This window comes from Saccharopolyspora phatthalungensis (assembly GCF_014203395.1).
GTDB lineage: Bacteria > Actinomycetota > Actinomycetes > Mycobacteriales > Pseudonocardiaceae > Saccharopolyspora > Saccharopolyspora phatthalungensis.
In genome coordinates this window covers 1,114,046-1,139,318 of the sequence record NZ_JACHIW010000001.1, presented here as the reverse complement: position 1 = coordinate 1,139,318, position 25,273 = coordinate 1,114,046, and the positions used below count along the sequence as shown (strand labels likewise).

The window sequence follows — 25,273 nt, the reverse complement described above, 5'->3', positions numbered from 1 at the left end:
GGACAACGGGGACACGATCGGAGCATGATCAGGCCCAGGCTGCTCACGTCGTCCCAGCTGGCGGACGAACTTGGAGTTTCGCGCCGTTCAGTGGCGCGTTACGTGCAGGCTGGGATCTTGGTGCCTGAGCTGTTCACGCCTGGCGGTCAAGCACGGTTTGACCTGGAGGACTCCAAGCGGCAGCTCCGGGAGTACACGCGCAAGATGCGCGGGTAGGGCCACTGACCAGCAGAAACTAGATTTGTGTAAGCCCGGTGTTCCAGCCCCGGAACTCGGCTAGACCCAGCGCAGTACTGCGCTGGACAAGCAGCCCGTAGACGTCGGCGAACTCGTCACGCTCCCACTGACTCGCCACGCAAGGGTGCAGGTTCAGCGTCCCGTGCAACCCGACGATAAAGGCCGGGTAGTCCGCGTACCGCGTGCTCACAGCGCTCACAGGTGGCACTTTAGCCACTGCGGTTCAGTGACAAGGACATTCGAATCGCCCACCAGCCAGTCAATGTCCACGTCGAGCCGCCCGATCGGCGCGCGATATGTGGTGAAGATGGACCAATCCGTGCTCAAGGACCAGTCCCGCTGAGCGGCGGCATGACAAGCCCGCACATGGGCCTGTCCGGGGGCACTTCATCGTTGATGGGAGTGGGCTGGTGGGGGTCACCGGCGGGGGTACGTACCCCGAATCCGTAGCCGAATACGTATAGATACCAATGTCTCCGCAACCGGGACGAAAGACACTGGTCGTAACCCGACAACGCTGCCCCAAGGAAGGCAGAGCCCGTGCTTCTCCACACTTACCCCGAACGGACTGAGGCCGAGTGCCCTCAGCCACGGCGTGCGCTACGCCCACCCCGACCCGGACCTGCGGAACTCCTGCAGTTCGGTGAGCGCTACGCCGACTTACATGATCGCCGCCTAGCGGACACCCTCATCCTGGAAGACGCTGCGGAAGAGCGCGAGGAACTCTCGGCGTTAGACCGCATCTCCTGCCACGTGCATCGCCGATGGGCGCACGAATGCATCAGCTCGCCTGCGCACGTCATCATCGTGACCGGACACCGCTGGTGCCGGCGCTGCGAAGCCGAGGCTTCCGTCGCGGTGGACGAGGTCTCGGGTTCGGTCAACGTTACCTGCACGCGTTGCGGCCGAAGCCCCGATACCGCAGCGACGCGGCAGATCCTCCGAACCTGCCGAGCCAGCCTGGCCGCCGCGCTCGATAGCCGCCGAGCGCGTGCGAAAGGGCGTCCCCTCGCAGCCTGAACGTGTCCACTGTGGGAGAGAAGGGGTAGATGCGCCCCTTGTTCAAGACTGCCCTGGGTGTCGACTAAAACGTCGCTGTGCTGCTCCAGTGACCGCAGCTTGGCCAACTGCTCGGGGCCGGTGGACGTAGTCGAACGGCAGGTTGTTCTCACGAATTCGCTTGGTCATCGCTTACCACCGCACATCGTCGGGCAGTGCGTCCACGGCCGTCGGCACCACGACGGGGCACGTGCTGCTCGCGGGGGAGCCGCTGGTCAAGCTGTTGCGGTAGGTGGCGCTTTGGCGGCCGGGGGTGGGCGATTTCAATGGAAATCAGCGCGTTGATTTCCATTTGAAATCGCCAAGATGCGGCGGGAAGCGACCGACACCTGCCCGCGTCTAGAGCCCCAGCCGTCCGGATGCGACCAGGTCGTTGAACGGTTCTTGCCGAACGGGTACACGTTGACTGTGCACGGCACCACTCAGGACGGTAAGCCGTTCTCCAAGACCTACAAGGGAAAAGCATGACCAGCGCTCCGGACGCAGGCATCCTCAAATGCGGGGAAGTACTCGTGCCCGCCCGCACCGACGTTGACCAACTCGTGCGCGGCATCTCCGAGCACGACCAGAAACGCACAAAGCCGGAATGCGGCATCGCGTGGAGCTTCCAGCACCAACCCGGCGACGACACGCCCACGCTCATGTTCGGGGTGCGCTGCGAAACCGGCGCACTCATGTGGTTTGACGCGACATCCGCCTTAGTTCCCGCCCACGGCACGAACCACGACCACGTCGACTACTTCCTTGCCGGCGCCCACCTCATGGTCATGCCACCCGGCGCAGAACTGCCTATCGCCCAAGCCCACGAAGCCCAGCGCGAGTTCGTCCGCACAGGTCAACGGCCCACATGCGTGGATTGGGTGCCCGATCCAGAGTTTCACGAGCACTACCAATGACGTTCCGGCAACTACGCTGGTTGCGGCCATTTCGATGGGAATGTTCGCCAGTGATGCACCGAATGTGAATGGCGCGACGGCGATTCCAGCGGCGAGCAACGGATGATCCTTGCGGGCGCGCTTGCCTTCGTCGTGCTCGCGGTGCCCGGCTACCTCATCGCCGGCAGCGGTGGGCTCGTCCTGGCCATCCTCGGCCATAGGCTATTTCCGCAACGACGAGGCCACCGCGCGGTCCCGCCGCGGCCCATGGTGGCGGACCGGCGACCGTGGCCGTTTCAGCGGCGGCGCGCTGCACTTCACCGGCAGGCTGACCGATTCGTTGCGGCACCGCGGGGAAAACGTCTCGGCCTGGGAGGTCGAGGCGATCGTCAACACACATCCGGCGGTCGCCGAGAGCGCCGTCGTCGGCGTGCCCGCCCAGGAGGGGGACGAGGACATCAAGGTGTTCGTCACCGTCACCGACCCGGGCGCGTTCGACCCGGCGATGTTCGTCGCCTGGTGCGGGCAGCGCCTAGCCCGGTTCCAGGTGCCGCGCTACGTCGCCGTCGTGGACGACTTTCCGAAAACGCCGAGCCTGCGCATCCAGAAGTCGCTGCTGTCGCGGGCGACGAGCGACTCCTTCGACGCCCGGAGCGGGTGAACTCATCGTCACACCCCTGGGGCGATTTCAAGAGGCATGCGGATTTCCCTTGAGATCGCTCCTTTTCGTTACCCAGGCCACGAGAGAGCGCACCGCACCAGACAGGTCGCGCTCGTTCAGCACGACCGTCCGGCTACTTTCCTCCGTCTCAACGGTGATCTCGAAGGCCTGCTCATCCGGCATCGCCGGGCTCGTGCTCGAAGGAACGTTCTCCAGGTCGGCGGCGCGGACCAGGTCCCGCAGCGTCGTCGCGTCCTGCTCGGTGAGTGCGGACGTGTCGACGGCGGTGGTGATGACCAGACCGGCCAGCCCACCGCCGCGAACGATCGTGACTCTCAGAGGACTCCGACCTCCTTCCACGCCGAATGCACCGCCTTCTCGGCGTCGTGCCCGGCTCCGTAGAGCTCCACCGCGGAGTTCGTGGTCGCTTCCGCGGCCTCCGCGAAGCTGCTGCTCGGTCGCAGCTGCGTCGTCAACGCGTGGTACCAGATGTGTCCCGCCTGCTCCCAGGAGTACCCGCCGAGCGTGGTAGCCACCAGGTAGAACGCCTTGTTCGGGATGCCCGAATTGATGTGCACCCCGCCGTGGTCATGCCGCGGGTCGTTGTCGTCGGGTAGGTCGACGTATTCGTCCATGCGGGCGGGCTGGCGATCCTGATCGAAGGCCGTGCCCGGTGCCTTCATCGACCGCAGTGCCTGGCCGCGCAGTTCGCTGCCCAGGATGCCCTCGCCGATCAGCCAGTCGGCCTCGTCCGGGGTCTCCTTGGCGAGGTACTGCTTGACCATCGACCCGAACACGTCGGCGATGGACTCGTTGAGCGCACCCGACTGCTTGCTGTAGCGCAAACCGGCGGTGAACTGCACGATGCCGTGGGTGATCTCGTGCGCCACCACCGCGACATCCCGGGTCAGGCTGTCCTTGGCCATGATGAGGCCGCTGCCATCGCCGTAGACCATCTGTAGTCCGTTCCAGAACGCATTGTCGAAGTCGGTTCCGAAGTGGACGCTTGAGACGAGTTCCATGCCCTCCCCGTCGACGCTGTTTCGCTGGTACACGTCCCGGTAGAAGTCATGGGTGTGGTCGGCGTTGTCGAACGCCTGGTTCACGGGCTCGTCGTCCACGGGTTGACCGCCCTCGTTGCGCCGGAGCACGCCGGCGAGGTCTTCGTGCCCGCCGTGCTGCGCGTCGTAGACGGATTTGCGTTCGTCTGTCGTGGGGTTCAGCGCGGCGAGGTCCGCCGAGGCGACGCCGAGTTGCTGGAACATCTGTGTGATGACGGTGCGCCTCGTGCGCATCGCGACCGACGTCCCGATGGTGCGCAACGCGGTCGCCCGCAGTTCTTCGTCGCCCTGCACCGCGAGGTCGGTCAGCACGTACTGTGGCAGGATGCTGCACCGCGCGCATGTGTGGTGGTTGGTTCGTCTCATTGCTGTGCTCCCTCGGCTGCGAAGCCGAAACTTTCGGTTGCGCCGGTCACGGACTCCCATGCCCGAAGTCGTTGTCCGCGGTGTTGAGCAGCCATCCGCCGAAGTGTTGCATCGGTCAGGCCGTCCCCGAGCGCTCCAGCACACCCAGTACCCACGGGCTGGTGACCAGGATTTCCGACCGGCCGTCGCCGTCTTAGGCCGTACCGAGCGTCTTCTCGGCCGTGTTGAAAGCCAGTCGCCGAGCCGCGTTGGGTTCTGGGCGAGAATCCCGGTCCGCCACCAGGCCGGTATTCGCGCACTAGCGCAGAATTCAGCATGGTCGCCCGCGCAGATACCCATCCAGGGGCGAACGTCCCGGGCCGCGCCGGCGGAGATTTCGCCGCAGCGCAACGCAGAACCCGTCGAGCTAGTGCTCATCCTCCCCCCAGAGCCGGAGCCGTAGCACAAGTTCTGGTGATCGTTGCCCGACACGGTCACCTGACCGGCTGGCGTGGCTAGTTCGCGGGGGCCGGGCACGGCAGTCTTGGTCGGGGTGCCCGGTCAGGGCGTGGACCGAGTAGGAGAGGACCCTCATCTTGAGCTGTACACCTGGCGAGGAAAGCAAAGCCGACGCGACCTTGTGCCGGGCTGAGGACCCCCTGGTGGAGGCAAGGACCGGGTTCGAACACGTCTACGACCAACCGGACCCGCGTGGGTACTTCCGGGCGCTGACGCCGTTCGGGTACCAGACCCCGCACCACGCCCAAGCGGTGTTCCGGCGCTTGGTCGCCGCGCTCACCCGGCACAACGCCGGGCGGCCGGTCACGGTGCTGGACATCTGCTGTTCGTACGGGATCAACGCCGCGCTGCTCAACCACGATGTGAGCCTGGCCGACCTGCAGGCCCGGTACACCGGGCCGGACATCACGACACTGTCGGTCGAGGAACTGGTCACCGCCGACAGGCGCTTCTACGGTGCCCGCCGCTACCCGGCGGGCCGGCGGACGCGTGTGGTCGGTCTGGACGCGGCGCGCAACGCCATCGACTACGCCCGTGCCGTGGGGGTGATGGACGCCGGGTTCGCCGAGAACCTGGAAACCGCGCCTGCCAGCGCGGCCTTGCTCGCCGCGACACGGGATGTCCGGTTGATCACGGTCACTGGCGGAGCCAGTTTCCTGTCCCACAGCACTTTCCAGCCCTTGCTGGACAACGCCGAGCGTCCGGTGTGGGTGGCGGCGTTCGTCCTGCGCACCGGCACCTACCAGCCCATCGCCGACGCGCTGGCCAACTGCGGGCTGGTCACCGAAACCTCCTCCCACACCGTTCTGCAACGCCGGTTCACCGGCCCTGCCGAGGAGCGCTACGCGATCGACGCCGTCGTCGCGGCGGGGCATGACCCGTCCGGGAAGGAGACCGACGGCGCGTTCCACGCCACGCTTCACCTGTCCCGCCCTCCCGCGGACATCGCGGCAATTCCGCTGTCCACCCTGCTACCGGGCCATTAACCAGCTACACCCGCAGGCATGCCGCAAGGGCGGCGATCCTCTTCATTGGTAAAGGATTTCGCGATTCAATTCCTCGAATCTGGTTTGGCGAGGGCGGATTTGGCGATCGTCGTGGTCGGGATGTGGGCTATCGCGTCGAAGGCCTTGAAGATCGGTGCCGCCATGAACTCGCCCTCCATCCGCATTCTTCGGTAGGCGGGGGCGTCGTCGAACCCGGGGCGGAGATCGGCGATCGTCGTGGTCGGGATGTGGGCTATCGCGTCGAAGGCCTTGAAGATCGGTGCCGCCATGAACTCGCCCTCCATCCGCATTCTTCGGTAGGCGGGGGCGTCGTCGAACCCGGGGCGGAGATCGGCGATCGTCAGCGGGGCTTCGTCGGTGAAAGCCGTTTCGATGCAGTCCGGTTCCAGAGCAGCGACGAAGCGCAACGGCCGCTCGGCGCATTCGTTGTGCCGCCGAATCTCCCGGTTGATCGGCACGCTGCCGAACCTCGTTACCAGGAACGCGGTCACGCCAGGACAGCCGTGCCGATCGCGGACGCTCTCGCCGAGCCAGGCGGCCGTCACGCTCGCGGGGCAGACGATGCACTCAAGGTTGTGGTGCGTCTCATGGGTTGTTCGGTGGAGAAGGGGGTTTCGCCTGGGAGGGATCAACCGGGACAATGCGCGGCCATGGCCTATGAGCGTGGAGATCCCCGAGCCGGGTATCCGGGGCGGCCGGGCCCGGGACAGCCAGGGCACGAGCGGCCCGGTCCGCCGCCGGGCCCCCCGCAGGGCGGATCGCCACCGGGAGCGCCCCAGGGACCACCGCGTCCGGGACCACCGCGGCCGGGGCCGGGCCAGCCGGTGCCACCAGGCCAGTCAGGGCCGCCGCAGGGCCAACCGGGCAGGCCGCCGGGCCAGCCAGGCCCCCCACCGGGTCCACCGGGACCCCCACCGGGTCCGCCCGGCCAGCCAGGCCCGCGCCAAGCCCCGCCCCAGCAGCAGGTCCCACCCCAGCAGCAGGTCCCACCCCAGCAGCAGGTCCCGCCGGGCCAGCCCGGGCCACAACCGCTGGGAGGCCAGCCGGTGCCCCCACCGCTGGGAGCCGCGCAGAGCGCCCCGTCGTCCGGACCCGGGCCGACGGCGCAAGCGGGCCACGTGGCACCGAATCCGGCCGGTCCGCCCCCGGTTCAGCAGCCGCCCGCCAACCAGCCCCCGGCGACGCGCATCCAGCAACGCCCGGATCTCGACGCGGATCAGCCCGCTCCGTTCCGCGACCCGGATCCCTACCCCCCAGATCCGTACCCGGAGTACTACCGGGACGCCGATCCCTACGACGACCGCTACCGGGACGACCCCTACGACGATCGCTACCGCGACCGGGACCGCTACCGGGACCGGGACCGGGACCGCGACTACGAAGAGCGCCGGTACGCCGACCGGGGCGACCGGTTCCGCGGCCCCAGCGCCGACACGATCGGCCGCACCATCCAGGTGCTCTCCGCGCTGATCTCGCTGGTCTTCGTGTTGCACATCATCTTCGTGGTCACCGGCGCCAACCAGAGCAACGACTTCGTCGCGTTCACCTACGGGACCGCGAAGTTCTTCGTGCTCGGGCTCGGCGACGTGTTCACCCCGGGCGATGCAACCATTGGCGTCATCCTGAACTACGGCCTCGCCGCGGCGATCTACCTCGTTGCGGGCCGGATCATCGCGCGCGCCCTGCGGCGCTGACACGGCGCGGAGCCCGACACCGCGCGCATGCCCTAGGGTCTGTGTCAGGGGCCGGGTGAGCAGGTAAAACGGGGTCTGTCTTGGTGCGTCGGCGGCCTGCCTCGCGGCACAATTCCAGGGGGGCGACGGCCGTGTTGCGGCTGGGCATGGCACCCTTGGGATGGCTGTTCCTGCATTCCAGCGCGGGTACGGCTGCGCACGTACGCCCCGGTAGCGCCGGATAGCCGGGCCATGACCAGGAGTGGCTGAGTGGAAAGTTATTTCTCCTTCATCCTCTACCCGGTGTCGGCGATCTTGTGGTTCTGGCACAAGGTCTTCGGTACCGTGCTAGGGCCGGACAACGGCTTCGCCTGGGCGCTCTCGGTGTTCTTCCTGGTGTTCTCGTTGCGTGTGGTGCTGCTGAAGCCGGCGCTCAGCCAGCTGCGCGCGGGACGCCGGATGGCGAAGTTCGCGCCGCAGATCCAGAAGCTGCGCGAGAAGTACAAGAACGACCGCCAGCGCATGGCGCAGGAAATGCAGAAGCTGCAGTCCGAGCACGGGGTGAACCCGCTCGGCGGCTGTCTGCCCGCGCTGCTGCAGATCCCGGTGTTCCTGAGCCTGTTCCACGTCCTGCGGAACTTCACGCCGACCGCGCAGAGCAACTTCATCTTCGACCGGGCAGGCGTCGAGTCGTTCATCAACGCCGACATCTTCGGTGCCAAGCTGTCCAACTGGATCAGCCAGCCCGCGGACCAGCTTGCGCTGTTCGGCACCGACCGGACGTCCATGATGATCGTCGGCATCCCACTGATGCTCACCGCCTCGGTGGCCACCTTCTTCACCATGCGGCTATCGGTCAAGAAGCAGACCGACGCCGCGATGGCCAACCCGCAGTCGGCCATGATGGCCAAGTTCATGATGTACATCGCGCCGGTCGGCGCGATCATCTCCGGCTGGTTCCTGCCGATCGCGGTGCTGCTGTACTGGCTGGCCAACAACTTCTGGACGCTCGGCCAGCAGCACTTCCTGACCAAGAAGATCGACCACGAGCAGGAGCGGGAGAAGGCCAAGGAGATCGAGGCCAAGAAGTCCGCGCCGCGGCCGAAGCCGGGGCAGAAGCCGGTGCGCGCGGAGGCCAAGAGCGATGAACCGGGCGCGGAGCCGGCCGCCGCGACGGCGACCGACGCCGACCAGCAGGTGACCAAGAGCAGCAGTAACGGCCAGCGGCCGGGTGGTGGCCGACCGGGCGGCAAGAAGAACCAGCCGAAGAACAGACCGGGCAAGCAGGCCGCGGCGGCGAAGAAGGGCAAGAAACGCCGCTAGCCGGGCAAGCAGCCGAAAAGGGCCGGTGGGGAATGTCTCCACCGGCTTTTTCGCACGTCAAGAGGCGCGTAGAGCCTGCGCCGGGTGCCAGGGCCCGGCCGTGAGCTTCGGACGCGATTAATCGCATCGGGCAGGGCGTCGAGTTCCCGTGTAGCCCTTTTGGTTACGCTGCGTTGGACATTGCAGCACGAATCGTTCGTTTCTATCTGCCGCTACCGGACAGCTCACGCGGCACGGAGCCGGCGAGGTAGTCCCGGGCGCAGGGCCACAAGCGCCTGCAATGTCCGGCGACGCGGTGTGATCGTTACCGTTCGCGAAATCGATACCGAGTAGTTCTCCGCCGCGGTGCGGCAACACGAGATCGAACGGTAAAGTCGGCTTTACCGAAACGGGAACCGGTCAATGCCCTCGATCGTTGTTCCGAGTGACGGCGCAAGCACGCCCAGGAGGATGAGTTGCGCACAACGAGCAACCCCGCGTTCCGAAATCTGCCGACGACCGGCGGTTACGCGAACTTCAACTATGGCCAGGGGCAGACCTCGCCCTTCGGTCAGGCGCCGGCTGCGCCGCCGCAGACCGCGCGTCCAATGACCATCGATGACGTGGTGACCAAGACCGCGATCACGCTCGGCCTGGCGGTGATCACCGGCACCCTGACCTACCTGGTCGGGCCGCCGGCCGTGGCGCTGGCGCTGCCGGCCGCGATCATCGGCCTGGTGATCTCGCTGGTCATCATCTTCAAGAAGAAGGTCAGCCCGGCACTGGTCATCGTCTACTCGGCGGTCGAGGGCGTGTTCCTCGGCGGAATCAGCTACGTGTTCGGCGCCGTGTTCTCCCCGGGGATCATCATCCAGGCCATCGCGGGCACCGTGGGTGTGTTCGCGGCCATGCTGGTGGTCTACAAGACCGGCGCGATCCGGGTCACACCGAAGCTGACCAAGTGGATCATTGGCGCGGTCGCCGGTGTCGTCGTGCTGATGCTGGTGAACCTGATCGCCGGCTTCTTCACCCCCGGCGGGCTGGGACTGCGCGACGGCGGCGGCCTCGCCATCGCGTTCAGCCTGCTGTGCATCGGGATCGCGGCGTTCAGCTTCCTGCTGGACTTCGACGCAGCCGACAAGGCCATCAGGGGCGGGGTGGACGCCAAGTTCGCCTGGTACATCGCCTTCGGTTTGATGACCACGCTGGTCTGGCTGTACCTGGAGATCCTCCGCCTGCTCTCCTACTTCCAGAGCAGCGACTGACCGGGCGGTCTCCGCACTCGCTTGGCGAATCGGTGCCGGTTCGTGTCCGCGAGTAAAGCGTGCGAACGGGGTGTCGTCGTCCACGTCGGACGGCGGCACCCCGTTCGGTTTGGTTAGCGAGTGAGCTTCCTGCGGCGAAGGGCGCCTGTGACCAGGTATTCCGGTCGGCACAGGTGCCCCCGTCACCGGGTTCAGGGTCAGCTGAGGCGTTCCAGGACCATTGCCATGCCTTGGCCGCCGCCGACGCACATCGTCTCCAGGCCGAACTGCTTGTCGTGCCACTGCAGGGAGTTGATCAGCGTCGTGGTGATCCGCGCGCCGGTCATGCCGAACGGGTGCCCCACCGCGATGGCGCCGCCGTTGACGTTCAGCTTCTCCAGTGGGATGCCCAGGTCCTGGTAGGACGGGATCACCTGGGCGGCGAACGCCTCGTTGATCTCCACCAGGTCGATATCGCCGATACTCAGCCCGGCCCGCTTGAGCGCCTGCTGGGAGGCGTCCACCGGCCCGAGTCCCATGATCTCCGGCGACAGTCCCGAAACGCCGGTCGACACGATCCGCGCCAGCGGGGTGAGGCCGAGCTGCTTGGCCTTCGTGTCGCTCATGATCACCACGGCGGCAGCGCCGTCGTTGAGCGGGCAGCAGTTGCCCGCGGTGATCCGGCCGTCCGGGCGGAACACCGGTTTGAGCCCGGCCACGCCTTCCTTGGTCACGCCCGGCCGCGGCCCGTCGTCGGCATCGACGACCTCGCCGTCCGGGGTGGTGACCGGGATGATCTCCCGGCTCCAGAAACCGTTGGCGATCGCCTTCTCGGCCAGGTTCTGCGAGCGGACGCCGAAGTCGTCCATCTCGTCGCGGCTGATGCCCTTGAGCCTGGCGAGGTTCTCGGCCGTCTGCCCCATCGGGATGTAGACGTCCGGAATCAGGTCCAGCGTGCGCGGGTCGGTCCAGGTGTCCGCGCCTTGCTCGGCGGTCTGCTCGGTGCGTGCCTGGGCGTCGGCGAACAGGGGGTTCATCGTGTCGTCTAGCGAGTCGGAGTTGCCCTTGGCGAACCGGGAGACCATCTCCACCCCGGCGCTGATGAACACGTCGCCCTCGCCGGCCTTGATCGCGTGCATGGCCATCCGGGTGGTCTGCAGGCTCGACGAGCAGTAGCGGGTGACGGTGGTGCCGGGCAGCCGGTCATAGCCGAGCAGCACGGCGACCACCCGTGCCATGTTGTACCCCTGCTCGCCGCCGGGCAGGCCGCAACCCAGCATCAGGTCGTCGATCTCGGAGGGGTCCAGCTCGGGCACCTTGTCCAGCGCGGCGCGGACGATCCGCGCGGCGAGATCGTCCGGCCGGAGGTCCTTGAGCGACCCCTTGCCTGCTCGGCCGATGGGGGATCGTGCGGTGGCGACGATGACTGCTTCGGGCATGGAGGAACTCCTTTGTTCGCGAGTCGTGCGCACGAACCGGGTTTCCAACCGCTTCGCCACCCACGACCGCTCAGGACGACATGGCCTACTGATTGGTCACTTTAAAGCCGGTGCCCTCATCTTGGCGGTGATGGCGGTCATGGTACAAGAGGAAACCGACCGGTTAGTATGTCGGTTTCGTGGGGATTCAGGAGTCGGCGCGGCGGTGGAGGCGCCGGTTCAGGCGCGCCACGATCCGGCTGGTCGGGCGGCGGGCCTCGGCCGCCTCCGACCGGATCGGGGCCGGCGGCAGCGGGCCGCCCTCCCATTCACCGATGGCCGCGCACATCGCCGGTAGCAGGATCGTCGTCGCCGCCTCATAGCCCGCCGCCGACGGGTGGTACCGGTCCGGGCTGAAGAACTCGCCCGGTCGCGCCAGGAACTCCGGTGACAACAGGTCCGCCAGCGGCAACGCGCGCCCGCCGGCCGCGTCGACCACACGCCGTTGCGCCCGGCCGAGCGCGAGGCTCCAATGCCGCGCGATGGAACGCAACGGCTGCGGGATCGGCCGGATCGCCCCCAGATCGGGGCAGGTTCCGACGACCACCGTGACCCCCGCCTCGACCAGCCGCCGCACCGCTTGGCCGAGCAGGTCGGCGCAGGCCGACACGGGCAGCATCGAGGTGACGTCGTTGGCCCCGATGATGATCAGCACCAGCTCCGGCGGTCGGACCAGCGCGGCGTCTACCTGCGCGGCTAACTCCTGCGACGTGGTGCCGACGATCGCGTGCGTGGTCAGCTCGACCGGCCGGTCGAGCTCCTCGGCGAGACCGCGGGCCAACCGCACCCCGGGCAGTTCGGCCGGTAAGTCGACGCCGAGTCCCGCCGCGGCGGAGTCGCCGAGCACGGCGAACTCCAGCGGTTCGACGTCGTCGACCAGTTCCCGGCGCAGCACCGGTCCGATGCCACTGGGCAGGTGGATGCCGTCGGCGCGCAACGGGTCGTTGGCCGGTGGTCCGATTACCCACCGGGCGTACCGGGACTGCCCGTTGAGCAACCCGTACGCCGCGCCGGAGAGTCCGCCGGCGGTACCCGCCGCCAGCAGTGCGAGCCGAAGTGCCCTTGCCGCGATCATTCGGCCCTCCCTCACCCGTCCCGTGCCCCGATGGCGGACGCAGCAGCGGGCCGCATCAACGGGGAGGGAAATGGTCACCCACCTAGCCCACGGTCCGCAATCGCCCCCCGTCACAAAGCAAGACGCGGCACGGACCGATTTCGTTCCCTGCCCCTATGTCGTGCCGCAGGTCCCTTGGGTTAGCCAGTGACCAGCAGATTAGGCTCGGCGTCACACATCTGGCGAGTAGCAGTGACGAAGGATCGAGGACCGGACGTGGACTACGTCGAGCACGTCACCGAACTGGTGGGCAACACCCCGCTGGTGCGGCTGAACGCGGTGGCCACCGGACGAACTCCGGTGCTGGCCAAGGTCGAGTACCTGAATCCCGGCGGCAGCGTGAAGGACCGCATCGCGCTGCGCATGATCGAGGCCGCCGAGGAGTCCGGCGAGCTGCGCCCGGGCGGCACCATCGTGGAGCCCACCTCCGGCAACACCGGGGTGGGGCTGGCGATGGTCGCCCAGCGCAAGGGATACCGCTGCGTGTTCGTCTGCCCGGACAAGGTCAGCGAGGACAAGCGCAACGTCCTCAAGGCGTACGGCGCGGAGGTCGTGGTGTGCCCGACGGCCGTGCCGCCGGAACACCCGGATTCGTACTACAACGTCTCCGACCGCCTGGTCCAGGAGATCGAGGGCGCCTGGAAGCCGAACCAGTACGCCAACCCGGCCAACCCGGAATCCCACGTGCACTCCACCGGCCCCGAAATCTGGAAGCAGACCGGCGGCAAGGTGACGCATTTCGTGGCCGGCATCGGCACCGGCGGCACCATTTCCGGCACCGGCGAGTACCTCAAGAAGGTCTCCGACGGGCGGGTGCGGGTGATCGGCGCCGACCCGGAGGGCTCGGTGTACTCCGGCGGCAACGGGCGGCCCTACCTCGTGGAGGGCGTCGGCGAGGACTTCTGGCCGACCACCTACGACCGGAACATCTGCGACGAGATCGTGCCGGTCTCCGACGCCGACTCGTTCGAGATGACCCGGCGGCTGGCTCGCGAGGAGGCGCTGCTGGTCGGCGGCTCCTGCGGCATGGCGGTCGCGGCGGCGTTGAAGATCGCCGAGCAGGCCAGCCCGGACGACGTGATCGTCGTGCTGCTGCCGGATGGCGGTCGCGGCTACCTGACCAAGGTCTTCAACGACTCCTGGATGGCCTCCTACGGGTTCCTCTCACCGGACCACAGTGGAGGGTCGGTCGGCGACGTGCTGCGCCGCAAGGACGGCACCATCCCGGACCTGGTCCACGTGCACCCGACCGAGACCGTCGCCGACGCGGTGGCGATCTTGCGCGAGTTCGGTGTGTCGCAGATGCCGGTGGTCAGCGCGGAGCCGCCGATCATGGCCGCCGAGGTGGTGGGCGCGGTCAACGAGCGCGACCTGCTCGACGCGTTGTTCGCGGGCCGCGCGAACCTCGCGGACCGGGTGGAGCTGCACATGTCGCCGACGCTGCCGACTATCGGCGCGGGCGAGGAGGTCAGCGCCGCGATGACCGCGCTGGCCGGTGCCGACGGGGCCATGGTGTTGATCGACGGCAAGCCCGCCGGCGTCGTGACCCGTCAGGATGTGCTCGGATTCATCGCTGGTCGATGACGACTTGTTACTAACCGCACTACGCCGCTGGTTGATCAGATAGCGTGTGTGGACGCATGCCTAGGACTTTGCATTACGCCTCGAGGGAGTAGGACAACCCGATGAGCTCTCCGCAGCCGCCGGACGGCGGTCAGCAGGGTTCGGACCCCATCTCGAACCGGATGGACCCGCAGGACCCCAACCAGGCCGGCAGCGACGCGACCCAGGTCGTCCGACCTGTGCAGTCGCAGGGCCAGCAGCCGCCGTCCGACTCGACGCAGGTCGTGCCGCCGTCGATGCAGCCGCCGCAGCCGATGTACCAGCAGCCCGGCCTGGCCGACCAGGGCAGCGGTGCCGAGGCTACCGCGATGGTGCCGCCGTCGATGCAGCCCCCGCAGCCGATGTACCAGCAGCCCGGCACCCAGAGCCAGCCGGGCGGCTTCCCGGCCCAGCCGCAGCAGTCGGGCACGCCCAGCGGCGGCTTTCCGGCACCGCAGGCTCAGGGCGGCTTCGGCGCCCAGCCGCCGCAGGCCGCCTACGGCCAGCCCGCGCAGCAGGGCCAGGGCAACGCCCCGCTGGCGAAGACGACCGCGATCGTCGCCATCGTCCTCGGCGGCCTGAACGTGATCTTCGGGATCCTCGGCATTGTCGGCTTGGCCGTTGCCTCCAGTAAGGCTGCGCAGTACGGGGTCCATCTCAAGGTGTCGATGGGCTTGCTGTACACGCTGGTCATCGTCGGCTTCTTGTGCGCCATCGCGTGGATTGTCGGCGGAATCCTCCTGCTGAAGCGCAAGCCGATCGGACCGCTCCTGGTCGGCGGTGCCGCCGCCGTTTCCACCTTGTCCGGCATCATCAGCGTGATCATGTACCCGAATGCCTCCGCCATTGTCGGGCTCGTGTTCGGCATCGCGCTCGCTGTGCTGGCCTTCCTGCCGGGTACGCGGCAGTGGGCCGCCGGTTCCGGTACTCCGGCTCCGGCTGCGGCCGGTAGCTACGGCCAGCCGCAGCAGTTCGGGCAGCCAGGCCAGCCGCAGCAGTTCGGCCAGCCGGGCCAGCAGCAGTTCGGCCAGCCGGGCCAGCCGCAGTTCGGTCAGCCGGGCCAGCCGCAGCAATTCGGGCAACCGGGTCAGCAGCAGTTCGGCCAGCCGGGCCAGCCGCAGCAATTCGGCCAGCCGCAGCAGTACGGCCAGCCGGGCCAGCAGCCCGGTGGCTTCCCACCCCCCAGCGGGCAGCAGCCGCCCCAGTGGTGATGGTGGTGTAGCGATTTCAAGGGAAATCGACGTGCTGATTTCCCTTGAAATCGCCGCCCGGGGGAGCGCAGTACGCCGCCGTTAGGCGTGGGACGTACTCTGCTCCACATGAGTGACGGCTTCGCCACCCGCGCCATTCATGCGGGCCAGGAGGCAGACCCGACGACCGGTTCGGTGATCGTGCCCATCCACGCCACGTCGACCTACGCCCAGGACGGGGTGGGCGGCATGCGCGCCGGTTACGAGTACTCCCGCACCGGCAACCCGACCCGCACCGCGCTGGAGGAATGTCTGGCCGCGCTGGAAGGCGGTCGGCATGGGCGCGCGTTCGCGTCCGGCATGGCGGCCACCGACGCGGTGCTGCGCGCCACCCTGCGGCCCGGCGACCACCTGGTCATTCCGGACGACGCCTACGGCGGCACGTTCCGGCTGGTGGACAAGGTGCTTACCGGCTGGGGAATCGAGTACACCCCCGCCCCAGTGTCCAATGTGGACGCAATGCGGGCGGCGATCCAGCCGAACACCAAGCTGATCTGGGTCGAGACGCCCACCAATCCGCTGCTCAACATCGGTGACATCGCCGCCCTGGCGCAGGTTTCCCGCGACGCGGGCACGAAGCTGGTCGTGGACAACACCTTCGCCTCGCCATACCTGCAACAGCCGCTGGAACTCGGCGCGAACGTCGTGGTGCACTCGACCACCAAGTACCTGGGCGGGCACTCCGACGTGGTGGGCGGCGTCGTGGTCACCTCCGACGACGAACTGGCCGAGCAGGTCGCGTTCCTGCAGAACGGAGCGGGCGCGGTGCCCGGGCCGTTCGACGCCTTCCTGACGCTGCGCGGCATCAAGACCCTCGCCGTCCGGATGGAACGGCACAGCGCCAACGCCGAGCGGATCGTCGCCGCACTGGTCGGCCACCCCAAGGTGGCGAAGGTGTTCTACCCGGGCCTGGCGCAGCACCCCGGCCACGAGGTGGCGGCGAAGCAGATGCGCCACTTCGGCGGGATGATCTCCTTCACCCACGTCGACGGCGAGTCGGCGGCGCTCGATGTCTGCGCGCGGACCCGGCTGTTCACCCTGGCCGAATCGCTGGGCGGCGTGGAGTCGTTGATCGAGCACCCGGGCCGGATGACGCACGCGAGCACCGCGGGCTCGATGCTGCAGGTCCCGGAAGACCTGGTGCGGCTGTCCGTGGGCATCGAAGACGCCGACGACCTCGTTGAGGACATCCTCACCGCCCTCGGCTGAAGCCAGTGGCGGGGCCGTGTAGCCAGCCACCCAAGGGACGCACGGCCCCGCTTCGGAGCAAAAACCGGCTTCACCATCGGGTGGGGACTTTCAGCCGTTCGACGGGCTATCAGCGTTCGAGGGAGGGGTCGCTGCTGCCGAGCGGTCGGCTCTCGGTGGGGTGCCGGGGGCTGACCGGGAGGTCGCCGGGCTGCAGGCAACCGCCGATCAGTTCCACGACGCCGTCGTGCGAATGGTAGGAGCCCGGCTCGTCACAGCCCGACTGCAGGACCGCGAGCACCGCCGCACCGGACAGCGCCGTAGCCGTGACAATGCCCGTGACCAGCGGGAACGCGCTGTTCATAGGGGTCAGCCGCGTCATGCTTCCTCCCGTGTGTGGCCCGGCACCAACGGCGGACGGCGGGCGCGAACCCGGTTCGACAGCAAGGTGGGTCTTCACGACGGATCGATGGCCGCGCATTCCCCCTCCGCGACAGCCTGCCCGCGCCTAGCCCCGTTCGGCAGGGCTCACTCGCCGGGCATTCCTCGCGGTGCCGTCCGGCTGCGGGTAACCGGCCGCTCCCAAGAGAGTACCGAAGGTGCGGCCCGAGTAGCCCGCGATCCGCGGTGGCACGATTGGCACATGCGGCTGGTCGATCTGGACCGAATCCGGGTCGCCGGTGAAAGTCTCGCCGGGATCGCACGGCGCACCCCCATCGAGCACTCGCGGGTGCTCGGTGAGTACTGCGGCGGCGAAGTCTTTCTCAAGTGCGAAAACCTCCAGCGCACCGGCTCGTTCAAGCTCCGCGGCGCCTACGTGCGGTTGCTGGGGTTGGACGAATCGCAGCGCGCCGCCGGTGTGGTCGCAGCGAGCGCCGGGAACCACGGGCAAGGGGTCGCGCTCGCCGCGTCGCTGCTGGGCATCCACGCCACGGTGTTCATGCCCGAGCGCGTTCCGCTGCCGAAGATCGCGGCCACCAAGGCATACGGCGCAGACGTCCGGCTGCACGGCGCGGAGCTGGAGGCAACGCTCGTCGCGGCGCGGGACTACGCCCGGCAGACCCGAGCGGAGTTCATCCACCCCTACGACCATCCCGACATCATCGCTGGTCAGGGAACCGTGGGGCGGGAGATCCTGGCGCAGCTGCCCGAAGTCCGCAGCATCGTGGTGCCCACCGGCGGCGGCGGGCTGGTCGCCGGCATCGCCGCGGCGGTCAAGGCCGAGCACCCGCAGATCAAGGTGATCGCGGTGCAAGCCGAGCGGGCCGCGGCGTGGCCGGTTTCGCTGGCGGCGGGCAAACCGGTGCGGCTGTCCGAAACGCAGACGATGGCCGACGGGATCGCGGTCGGCGAGCCCGGTCCGATCACGTTCGCGCACGTGGCGGAGCTGGTCGACGAGGTGTTGACGGTCAGCGACGAGGCCCTGTCCCGAGCCCTGCTGCTGTGTCTGGAACGGGCGAAGCTCGTCGCGGAGCCCGCCGGGGTCGCCTCGGTCGCGGCGCTGCTGGAGCATCCGGAGCAGGTCACATCGCCGACGGTGGCGGTGCTTTCCGGCGGCAACATCGATCCCGTGCTGCTGCTCCAGCTGATCCGGCACGGCATGACTTCGGCGGGCCGCTACCTTTCGCTGCGGGTGCGGCTGCCGGATCGGCCCGGCTCGCTGGCGGAGCTGCTGGCGAAGCTGGGCCGGCTGACCGCGAACGTGCTCGATATCGAGCACTCCCGGATCTCCGGTGCCCTCGCCCTCGGCGAGGTCGACGTCGAGATCTCGCTGGAAACCCGGGGCCCGGAACACCGCGAGTACGTCGTCCGCGAGCTCGAATCCGCCGGCTACACGCTGATCGCCAAGCGCTGAACCGCCGGCGGGTGCCCCGGGGCCATCGCAAGCACGGTGCCCGATCACCTCACAGGTTGCCGCGCAGCTCCTGCTCGCGTTCGATCGCCTCGAAGAGCGCCTTGAAGTTGCCCTTGCCGAAGCCCAGCGAACCGTGCCGCTCGATCAGCTCGTAGAACACCGTCGGCCGGTCACCGATCGGTTTGGTGAAGATCTGCAGCAGATACCCGTCCTCGTCGCGGTCGACCAGGATGCCGTGCGCCTTCAGCGTTTCGATCGGCACTCGCACCTCGCCGATCCGGGCACGCAGCTGCGGGTCGTCGTAGTACGCGTCCGGCGTTTTCAGGAACTCCACCCCGGCGGCCCGCATCGCGGTGACGGTCTTGATGATGTCGCCGGTGGCCAGCGCGATGTGCTGGCAGCCGGAGCCGCGGTAGAACTCCAGGTACTCGTCGATCTGCGACCTCCGCTTGCCGACGGCCGGTTCGTTGAGCGGGAACTTGACCCGGTGGTTGCCGTTGGCCACCACCTTGCTCATCAGCGCGGAGTAGTCGGTGGCGATGTCGTCGCCGACGAACTCGGCCATGTTCACAAAACCCATGACACGGTTGTAGAACTCGACCCAGCGGTCCATCTGGCCGAGCTCAACGTTGCCCACGCAGTGGTCCACGGCCTGGAACAGCCGCTTGGGTGCGTCGGCCGGCTTGACGTAGCTGCCCTGCTGCGCGACGTAGCCGGGCAGGTAGGGGCCGGTGTAGCGAGTGCGGTCGAGCAGCGTGTGCCGGGTTTCGCCGTAGGTGGCGATGGCCGCCGTCCGGATCGTGCCGTGCTCGTCGGAAACGTCGTGCGGCTCCTCAAGCACCGTGGCGCCTTGGTCGCGGGCGTGTTCGACGCACTTGTCGACGTCGAGGACTTCCAGCGCCAGGTCGACCACCCCGTCGCCGTGCCGGCGGTGGTGGTCCGAGAGCGGGCTTTCCGGGTCGACCGCCCCCTTGATGACGAACCGCGCGGACCCGGACTTGAGCACGAATGCCTTGTGGTCGCGGTTGCCGTGCTCGGGGCCGGAGTAGGCGATCAGCTCCATACCGAACGCGACCTGGTAGAACAGCGCGCTCTGGGTGGCGTTGCCGACGACGAACACCACCGCGTCGAGCGCCTTGACCGGGAACGGGTCCTTCGAGTCGTCGTGTTCGACGAGGCCCACGAGGCGGCGCAGCTGGTCGAACGTGACCTCGTCGAGCTGGCCGGTGCGGCTGCCGTGGTTGATGGTTCCGGTCACGATGCCCTCCCCCGAGTTCGCCGAAGCGGTGCTGAGCCTCAGCGTGCGCTCGGCAGATCACCCTGAGCAACAGTCGTTGATTTCGCTGCACAAACTGACCAGTATTTGATCCGAAACCCTGGTTGGATTGGTCAATCTGAACGGAGGCGTGACATGGCTCCCAACGCCGAAGGTCTGGACGCGTTGGACGCGCGCCTGCTGCTGTTGCTGTCCGACGAGCCCCGGCTCGGGGTGCTGGAATGCTCGCGGCGGCTTGGCGTGGCGCGCGGCACCGTGCAGGCGCGGATGGACCGGTTGGCGCAGCGCGGCATCCTGTTGGGTTTCCCGCCGGAGCTGGACCTGGCGGCGATGGGCTATGGCCTGACCGCCTTCGGGGTACTGGAGATCGCGCAGGGGCGCCGGGCGCTGGTGGCCGAGCGGCTCGCGGCCATCGATGAGGTGTGCGAGGTGCACGCGACGACCGGTCAGGGGGACCTGTTCGTGCGGATGGTCGCCCGCTCCAACGCCGATCTGCAACGGGTCATCGATGAGGTCGTCGGGGTGCCCGGGGTGCGGCGCACGTCGACCTCGATCGCCCTTTCCACGCCGGTGGCGCCGCGGGTTCGTCCGCTGCTGGAACGCTTGGCTGCAACGGCCGACGGGCACGAACCCTGATCCGGTATGGGCGAACGCGTACCCAGGGGTCTGGGTGGCGGCAAAAAGAACCGCGGGCGTCCCCGCTCGGGGACGCCCGCGGCAAGAATCGGGCCGGGGTCAGCCGGCGAACGGCTCGGCCTTGACCAGCGTCACCGTCATCGTGCCGCCGTTGGGCAGCTCGTACTCCCTGGTCTCGCCTTCCTTGGCGTCCAGCAGGGCCTTGCCCAGCGGGGAGTTCGGGGAGTAGACCTCCAGGTCGCCGTGCGCGCCCTCTTCCCGCGTAGCCAGCAGGAACTTCTCGGTCTCGTCCTCGCCGTCGTAGCGGACGGTCAACACCGAACCCGGCTTGGCGATGCCCGACTCGGTGGGCACGTCGCCGACCTTGGCGGTGCGCAGCAACTCCTGGAGCTGGCGGATCCGGGACTCGATCTGGCCCTGCTCCTCACGAGCCGCGTGGTAACCGCCGTTCTCCCGCAGGTCGCCTTCCTCGCGGGCTTCGTTGATCTTCGCGGCGATCGCCGGGCGGTTGGCCACGAGCTCGTCCAGCTCACCCTTGAGCCGGTCGTAAGCATCCTGGGTCAGCCAGGTCACCTGGGTCTCGCTCACGGTCACCACTCCTCGTCGACTGCGGCCCGCGCTTGCCCACGGGCCAATTGCAATTCCGCACCTTGATTCCTCGGCCAAAGCCAAGTAATGGAAAAACACGGCCCGCGCGGGGCCGTGCTGAAATCGACGATAGCATGAATCACCACACCCAGGGCCCGGATTTTCCCAGCACCCGGTGTGGTACGGCTGTGTTCACCCAGTTGGCCGCGGGTGAGTGGACAAATATTCAGGAACGTTGTAAGTGCAGCCGTACACCTCCCCGATGGTTGCTCGGGTAGAGGTTCGTAACACAGTGTCTTGCGTGGCGGTGCCGTCCGCAGGCCGGATCAGAACTTCTTTGCGTCCGACTTCTTCGCCGGATTCGGCGCGGGCCCGCACCACGCAGTCGGCGGGCCGCCGGGGATCGTCGCGCTGGACTTCGAGGACGATCCGCACCGAGTGGTCGTCGAGCACGTCGAAGGCGACCTGTTTGCCCTGGATCGGTGCGCTGCCGAGATTGCGGTAGCCCACGATCGCCACGCCCACCAGAGCGACCAGCACGATGCCGGTCAGCAGCCAGCGCAGAACCGGGCGCGGACGCGTGCGGGCACGCGATCCGTACCGGTCTTGCGGGATCTGCTGGTTCGTCACCGGCCTGGGTAGCCTTTCGACATCGGTCTCCGCCGCCGCCCGCAAACGGGTGATGCGGGGGCTGGCGCCGAGAACGTCGGACCCACGGGGAACAATGAGACCCGACATCCACGTTAAGTATCCCTGGGGTGTGCAGCGGCCCGTCAGCGGGGCCGTGCTCAGGAAAGATGCTGCGAAGCGGGAGGGGACTACGGAGCGATGGCGGACAAGTTGCGGCTGATGACGGTGCATGCGCACCCGGATGACGAGTCCAGCAAGGGAGCCGCGACGACCGCGCGTTACGTGGCCGAGGGACACGAAGTGATGGTGGTCACCTGTACCGGTGGGGAGGCGGGCAGCATCCTCAACCCGGCCATGGACCGGCCGGAGGTGATCGAGAACCTGACCGAGGTCCGCCGCGCCGAGATGGCCGAGGCCGCGAAGATCCTCGGTGTTCAGCACCGCTGGCTGGGCTTCGTCGACTCCGGGCTGCCGGAGGGCGACCCGCCCCCGCCGCTGCCGGAGGACGTCTTCGCCACCGTGCCGATCGAGGTCTCGACGCGTGAACTGGTCAAGGTGATGCGAGAGTTCCGCCCGCACGTGGTGATCACCTACGACGAGAACGGCGGCTACCCGCATCCGGACCACATCCGGTGCCACGAGGTCTCGGTGGCGGCCTTCGACGCGGCCGGCGACCCCGACCTGTTCCACGACGCGGGCGAGCCGTGGCAGCCGTTAAAGCTCTACTACTCGCACGGCTTCTCCCGCAAGCGCATGCAACTGTTCCACGAGGCGCTGCTGGCCAACGACATGGACTCGCCGTACGGCGAGTGGCTGGCCAAGTGGGACTCGACCCGGCCGGATCCGGACGAGCGGGTTACCACGCGGGTCGAGTGCGGTGGATACTTCGAGCAGCGCGACGACGCGTTGCGCGCCCACGCGACCCAGATCGACCCGACCAGCCGCTGGTTCGCGGTCCCGCTCGACATCCAGCGCGAGCTGTGGCCGACCGAGGACTACGAGCTGGTGCGCTCCCTGGTCGACACCACGTTGCCGGAGGACGACTTGTTCTCCGGCGTGCAGGAGAAGGTGTGCGCATGAGTGCACTGGAAACGGTCGCCTACGCGCTGGCGCAGGCACCGCCTCCGCCGAACGATCCGGGCGGCCAAGGCGAGGACTTCGGCAAGTCCTCCCCGGTCGGCCTGGTGCTGCTGATCTTGTTCGCGATTGCGGTGGTGTTCCTGATCCGGTCGATGACCAAGCACCTGAAGAAGGTCCCGGTGGTCTTCGACGAGCAGAAGGCCGCGGCAGCGGCCCCGGCGCGGGCGAAGCGAGCCGAGGCCACCGCGGGCGACGAGGCCGAAGCCGAGCAGAGCGAGGCGAAGCCGGACAAAGACGAAGCCCCCTAACGGGGGCGCGGCGAGCGGGGTCACCTGGTGTGCCGGGGTGACCCCGCTCTGTTTTCTGGGGACATCGGTCGCTCGCGAGTCAGGGATCCAGTGGGCGCGGGAGCCGGGCGACGCGCAGGCACCGCTTTTCGAACCGCTGGTGGCGCCGTTCGTGGATCACGGCTCGGATTTCGGGAGGCCCGCGTGGTCGACGTCGAGCGGTGCGCGGCGGAGCTGGGGAAGCGGCGTGCTCTCGGTCCAGGATTCGCGGATTCGCTGCACCAGTTCGCGGGTCTTCCCGCCGAGGCCGTCCGGAAGACCTTCTTCGGCGTAGTCGAGTTCTTCGCCGAGCACCGGCATGTTGATCGCGCAGTGCCGCGCGTTGCAGACGCCGCGCCCTGGTTTGTCCGCCGGGACGGCCTGGGCGCATTCGACGGAGCTCAGCGAGTCCCGCGGGTCCGCCAGCCGCAGCTCGACCCGTCCGCCCGCGAGTTCGCGCAGTTCGCGCGGCAGGTCGTCCCAGCGGTTGGCGGTGACGATCAGGTGAATGCCGTAGGACAGACCGCGCCGGGCGAGGCGCAGCACCCGCTCGTTCAGCCCCGGGTGCTGATGCACTTCCGGCCAACCGTCGATCACGAGGAAGTGGTCGGTCGAGAGCTCGTCGAGCGGCTCCGATTCGCGTCGCTTGCGGAACTCGGCGATCGAGTCGATGTCGTTGCGCGCAAAGGACTTCTCCCGCTTCGCCAGCAGGTCGGTGAGGTCATCGACGGCCTGCGCCACGTATTTCGAGTCGTGGCTGGCGGTCACCACCCGGGTGTGCGGCAGGTCCCGCAGCGGCGCCAGGCCACCACCACCGAAATCGAGGCAGTGGAAGCGGATTTCCGCGGGCGTGTGGGTCAGCGCCAGCGCCAGCAGAGTCGTTTGCGCGGCGGTTGTCTTCCCGCTGCGCGGTCGCCCCACGATCGCCAGGTTGCCGTCCGCTCCGGCGAAGTCCACCAGGAGCGGGTCGTGCCGGTGCCGGAAGGGGTTGTCGCTCAAGCCGATGGGGACGTTCAGCGGGGACTCGGGCCGGGCGGCGAAGCCCCGGTCCTCGGTGACCTCCGGGGCGAGCAGCGACGTGTCGATTCCGGCGGGTAGTTCCCCCGGCGGCGGCAGGATGAGCCGGCGGGCCGGGGGCGCCTGGCAATGGATTCGCTCGGCGAAGACCTGCGGGATGGTCGGGTGGTGCTCGCCTTGGGGCGTCCCGTGCGGCAGGTCGGTGAACGCCGCGTGGAAGCGGATCGGTGAGTCCCGCAGCAGGGGAGCGAGGTAGCCGTTGCCCGGGGAATCCGGCAGGTCGTGCGCCCACGGTCGGCCGATGAGCGTGACCGAGTCCGATTCCGAGCTCCGCAGCGCGACGCGGGTCGCGATACCACGCGCGAGTTCCGGGATCTGCTCCGCCGAGGCGGCCGTGTACATCAGCTTGATCCCCGAGTGCCGGACGCGGGCCAACCGGTCGATGATCGCGGCGAAATCGGGCCGATCGCGGAGCACGCCCGGCAGGTCGTCGATCGCGACCAGCAGCATCGCCATCGGTTCGTGGTCGGTTTCCGGCTGGATGCGCTGGTACTCGGTGAAACTCTTGACCTCCGCCCGGTTGATCAGCTCGATCTGCCGGTCGAGCGCACCGATCAGCGCGTCGTCGAGCCGTTGCCCGGTGATGTCGTCCGAAAGCATCGGTGCGGCCAGCGCCGTGTGCGGGAGCGAGTAGAGCGTGCGCCAGACCTGATCGCAGTGTTCAGGGCTGATGCAGGCGAAGTTGATCGAGGTCGAGGAGTGCGTGGCGGCCAGCCCGAACAGGATCGTGCGCAGCAACTCGGACTTCCCGGAGCCGGCGCAGCCGAAAATGCCCACCCCGTGGCCGCACTTCTTCAAATCCAGGTGCACCGGGTTGCCGCGCTCGTCAACGCCGATCGGGATCCGGTAGAGATCCTCGATGCTGCGCCGCCGCCAGGCCCGGTCCAGGTCGCACTGGGCGGGATCGCCGAACCCCACGAGGTCGAACAGGTTGATCGGCTCGTCGCTTCTCGGCACGGTGCGGACGATCTGCGTCGTTTCGGCACTTGGCGGCGCCAATGCGGTCGCATGCGGCGGACCGACCGCGCGAGGTGCGGCCGGAGGCGGCATCGGCGGCCTTGTGGGCGGCGGCATGCTCGGGTATGGCGGTGGTGCCATCGGGCGGTGTGTTGGCTGGAAAGGCGGTCCTGGCTGCAACGAATTACCCCCTGTCGATCAGCTGCGAACGCACCGTAGCCGACCCGGGATCG

The 25,273-nt window shown here is 68.1% G+C and carries 27 protein-coding genes; 15 read left to right on the top strand and 12 right to left on the bottom strand.

Annotated elements, in window-relative coordinates; genetic code table 11:
• Positions 1-24: 24 nt before the first annotated feature.
• On the top strand, positions 25-216 hold the full coding sequence (locus tag BJ970_RS05145) for a MerR family transcriptional regulator (RefSeq protein ID WP_184724358.1): 192 nt from the start codon (positions 25-27) through the stop codon (positions 214-216).
• Positions 217-235: 19 nt separating this feature from the next.
• On the opposite strand, the gene BJ970_RS05140 is transcribed toward BJ970_RS05145, so the two are convergent.
• Positions 236-436, bottom strand: coding sequence for a hypothetical protein (locus tag BJ970_RS05140; protein ID WP_184724355.1), 201 nt, complete (start codon positions 434-436; stop codon positions 236-238).
• Between the two features lie 1,166 nt (positions 437-1,602).
• Here BJ970_RS05140 and BJ970_RS39860 point away from each other — a divergent pair.
• The 3 genes from BJ970_RS39860 (at position 1,603) to BJ970_RS05125 (ending at position 2,832) form a co-directional block, all read left to right on the top strand.
• Complete coding sequence (locus tag BJ970_RS39860; RefSeq protein ID WP_184724352.1) at positions 1,603-1,764, top strand: DddA-like double-stranded DNA deaminase toxin; 162 nt, start codon at positions 1,603-1,605, stop codon at positions 1,762-1,764.
• Positions 1,761-2,192, top strand: a complete 432-nt coding sequence (locus BJ970_RS05130; RefSeq protein WP_184724349.1) for an Imm1 family immunity protein — start codon at positions 1,761-1,763, stop codon at positions 2,190-2,192. Before BJ970_RS39860 ends, BJ970_RS05130 begins: the two co-directional genes overlap by 4 nt.
• Positions 2,193-2,361: 169 nt before the next feature.
• Entirely contained in the window at positions 2,362-2,832 is a 471-nt protein-coding gene (locus BJ970_RS05125) for an AMP-binding enzyme (protein WP_184724346.1), read from the top strand.
• A gap of 27 nt (positions 2,833-2,859) precedes the next feature.
• Here BJ970_RS05125 and BJ970_RS05120 read toward each other — a convergent pair whose 3' ends face one another.
• Complete coding sequence (locus BJ970_RS05120) at positions 2,860-3,192, bottom strand: protealysin inhibitor emfourin (RefSeq protein WP_184724343.1); 333 nt, start codon at positions 3,190-3,192, stop codon at positions 2,860-2,862.
• Positions 3,168-4,259 (bottom strand): M4 family metallopeptidase, encoded by a 1,092-nt coding sequence (locus tag BJ970_RS05115; RefSeq protein ID WP_221467043.1) that lies wholly within the window; start codon positions 4,257-4,259, stop codon positions 3,168-3,170. The genes BJ970_RS05120 and BJ970_RS05115 overlap by 25 nt, the downstream gene beginning before the upstream one ends.
• Before the next feature lie 641 nt (positions 4,260-4,900).
• Between BJ970_RS05115 and BJ970_RS05110 the strand changes: the two genes are divergently transcribed.
• Complete coding sequence (locus BJ970_RS05110; RefSeq protein WP_221467042.1) at positions 4,901-5,743, top strand: hypothetical protein; 843 nt, start codon at positions 4,901-4,903, stop codon at positions 5,741-5,743.
• A gap of 65 nt (positions 5,744-5,808) precedes the next feature.
• Here BJ970_RS05110 and BJ970_RS05105 read toward each other — a convergent pair whose 3' ends face one another.
• Together BJ970_RS05105 and BJ970_RS05100 are read right to left on the bottom strand one after the other, a co-directional pair.
• The gene (locus BJ970_RS05105) at positions 5,809-6,309 is read right to left on the bottom strand and encodes a hypothetical protein (RefSeq protein ID WP_184724340.1); all 501 of its coding nucleotides are present in this window, start codon (positions 6,307-6,309) and stop codon (positions 5,809-5,811) included.
• 294 nt (positions 6,310-6,603) lie between these two features.
• A complete protein-coding gene (locus BJ970_RS05100; protein ID WP_184724337.1) occupies positions 6,604-6,882 on the bottom strand; it encodes a hypothetical protein in 279 nt (92 codons plus the stop codon).
• On the opposite strand from BJ970_RS05100, the gene BJ970_RS37620 reads away from it, so the two are divergent.
• From BJ970_RS37620 to BJ970_RS05085, 3 genes are all read left to right on the top strand, one after another.
• Positions 6,883-7,458 (top strand): hypothetical protein, encoded by a 576-nt coding sequence (locus BJ970_RS37620; RefSeq protein WP_246470718.1) that lies wholly within the window; start codon positions 6,883-6,885, stop codon positions 7,456-7,458. It begins immediately after the preceding gene.
• Between the two features lie 249 nt (positions 7,459-7,707).
• On the top strand, positions 7,708-8,760 hold the full coding sequence (gene yidC, locus BJ970_RS05090; protein WP_184724334.1) for a membrane protein insertase YidC: 1,053 nt from the start codon (positions 7,708-7,710) through the stop codon (positions 8,758-8,760).
• Positions 8,761-9,215: 455 nt separating this feature from the next.
• Complete coding sequence (locus BJ970_RS05085; protein ID WP_184724331.1) at positions 9,216-10,004, top strand: Bax inhibitor-1/YccA family protein; 789 nt, start codon at positions 9,216-9,218, stop codon at positions 10,002-10,004.
• A gap of 197 nt (positions 10,005-10,201) precedes the next feature.
• Here the strand turns inward: BJ970_RS05085 and BJ970_RS05080 are convergent, their stop codons facing one another.
• Positions 10,202-11,422 (bottom strand): acetyl-CoA C-acetyltransferase, encoded by a 1,221-nt coding sequence (locus BJ970_RS05080; RefSeq protein WP_184724329.1) that lies wholly within the window; start codon positions 11,420-11,422, stop codon positions 10,202-10,204.
• A 187-nt stretch (positions 11,423-11,609) separates the two neighbouring features.
• Positions 11,610-12,536, bottom strand: a complete 927-nt coding sequence (locus tag BJ970_RS05075; RefSeq protein ID WP_184724327.1) for an SGNH/GDSL hydrolase family protein — start codon at positions 12,534-12,536, stop codon at positions 11,610-11,612.
• A 255-nt stretch (positions 12,537-12,791) separates the two neighbouring features.
• Here BJ970_RS05075 and BJ970_RS05070 point away from each other — a divergent pair, with 255 nt between their 5' ends.
• The 3 genes from BJ970_RS05070 (at position 12,792) to BJ970_RS05060 (ending at position 16,636) form a co-directional block, all read left to right on the top strand.
• Positions 12,792-14,159, top strand: coding sequence for a cystathionine beta-synthase (locus BJ970_RS05070; protein ID WP_184728887.1), 1,368 nt, complete (start codon positions 12,792-12,794; stop codon positions 14,157-14,159).
• 101 nt (positions 14,160-14,260) lie between these two features.
• The gene (locus tag BJ970_RS05065; RefSeq protein WP_184724326.1) at positions 14,261-15,388 is read left to right on the top strand and encodes a hypothetical protein; all 1,128 of its coding nucleotides are present in this window, start codon (positions 14,261-14,263) and stop codon (positions 15,386-15,388) included.
• 108 nt (positions 15,389-15,496) lie between these two features.
• Positions 15,497-16,636: a cystathionine gamma-synthase gene (locus BJ970_RS05060; RefSeq protein WP_184724324.1), complete on the top strand. Its 1,140-nt coding sequence runs from the start codon at positions 15,497-15,499 to the stop codon at positions 16,634-16,636.
• A gap of 109 nt (positions 16,637-16,745) precedes the next feature.
• On the opposite strand, the gene BJ970_RS05055 is transcribed toward BJ970_RS05060, so the two are convergent.
• Positions 16,746-16,997 carry a hypothetical protein gene (locus BJ970_RS05055; protein WP_246470716.1) on the bottom strand — a complete coding sequence of 84 codons (252 nt, stop codon included), beginning with the start codon at positions 16,995-16,997 and terminating at the stop codon, positions 16,746-16,748.
• Between the two features lie 261 nt (positions 16,998-17,258).
• Between BJ970_RS05055 and ilvA the strand changes: the two genes are divergently transcribed.
• A complete protein-coding gene (gene ilvA, locus BJ970_RS05050) occupies positions 17,259-18,470 on the top strand; it encodes a threonine ammonia-lyase (RefSeq protein WP_184724322.1) in 1,212 nt (403 codons plus the stop codon).
• Between the two features lie 49 nt (positions 18,471-18,519).
• Here the strand turns inward: ilvA and hppD are convergent, their stop codons facing one another.
• Positions 18,520-19,728: a 4-hydroxyphenylpyruvate dioxygenase gene (gene hppD / locus BJ970_RS05045; RefSeq protein ID WP_184724320.1), complete on the bottom strand. Its 1,209-nt coding sequence runs from the start codon at positions 19,726-19,728 to the stop codon at positions 18,520-18,522.
• 153 nt (positions 19,729-19,881) lie between these two features.
• Between hppD and BJ970_RS05040 the strand changes: the two genes are divergently transcribed.
• Positions 19,882-20,382 (top strand): Lrp/AsnC family transcriptional regulator, encoded by a 501-nt coding sequence (locus BJ970_RS05040; protein ID WP_184724317.1) that lies wholly within the window; start codon positions 19,882-19,884, stop codon positions 20,380-20,382.
• 99 nt (positions 20,383-20,481) lie between these two features.
• Here the strand turns inward: BJ970_RS05040 and greA are convergent, their stop codons facing one another.
• Positions 20,482-20,970, bottom strand: coding sequence for a transcription elongation factor GreA (greA, locus tag BJ970_RS05035; RefSeq protein WP_184724314.1), 489 nt, complete (start codon positions 20,968-20,970; stop codon positions 20,482-20,484).
• A gap of 192 nt (positions 20,971-21,162) precedes the next feature.
• Positions 21,163-21,708, bottom strand: coding sequence for a DUF4307 domain-containing protein (locus tag BJ970_RS05030; protein ID WP_246470715.1), 546 nt, complete (start codon positions 21,706-21,708; stop codon positions 21,163-21,165).
• A 90-nt stretch (positions 21,709-21,798) separates the two neighbouring features.
• Between BJ970_RS05030 and mca the strand changes: the two genes are divergently transcribed.
• Positions 21,799-22,680, top strand: coding sequence for a mycothiol conjugate amidase Mca (mca, locus tag BJ970_RS05025; protein ID WP_184724311.1), 882 nt, complete (start codon positions 21,799-21,801; stop codon positions 22,678-22,680).
• Positions 22,677-22,988, top strand: coding sequence for a hypothetical protein (locus tag BJ970_RS05020; protein ID WP_184724308.1), 312 nt, complete (start codon positions 22,677-22,679; stop codon positions 22,986-22,988). The genes mca and BJ970_RS05020 overlap by 4 nt, the downstream gene beginning before the upstream one ends.
• Before the next feature lie 156 nt (positions 22,989-23,144).
• Here the strand turns inward: BJ970_RS05020 and BJ970_RS05015 are convergent, their stop codons facing one another.
• Positions 23,145-25,040: an FtsK/SpoIIIE domain-containing protein gene (locus BJ970_RS05015; RefSeq protein ID WP_184724305.1), complete on the bottom strand. Its 1,896-nt coding sequence runs from the start codon at positions 25,038-25,040 to the stop codon at positions 23,145-23,147.
• Positions 25,041-25,273: the final 233 nt, after the last annotated feature.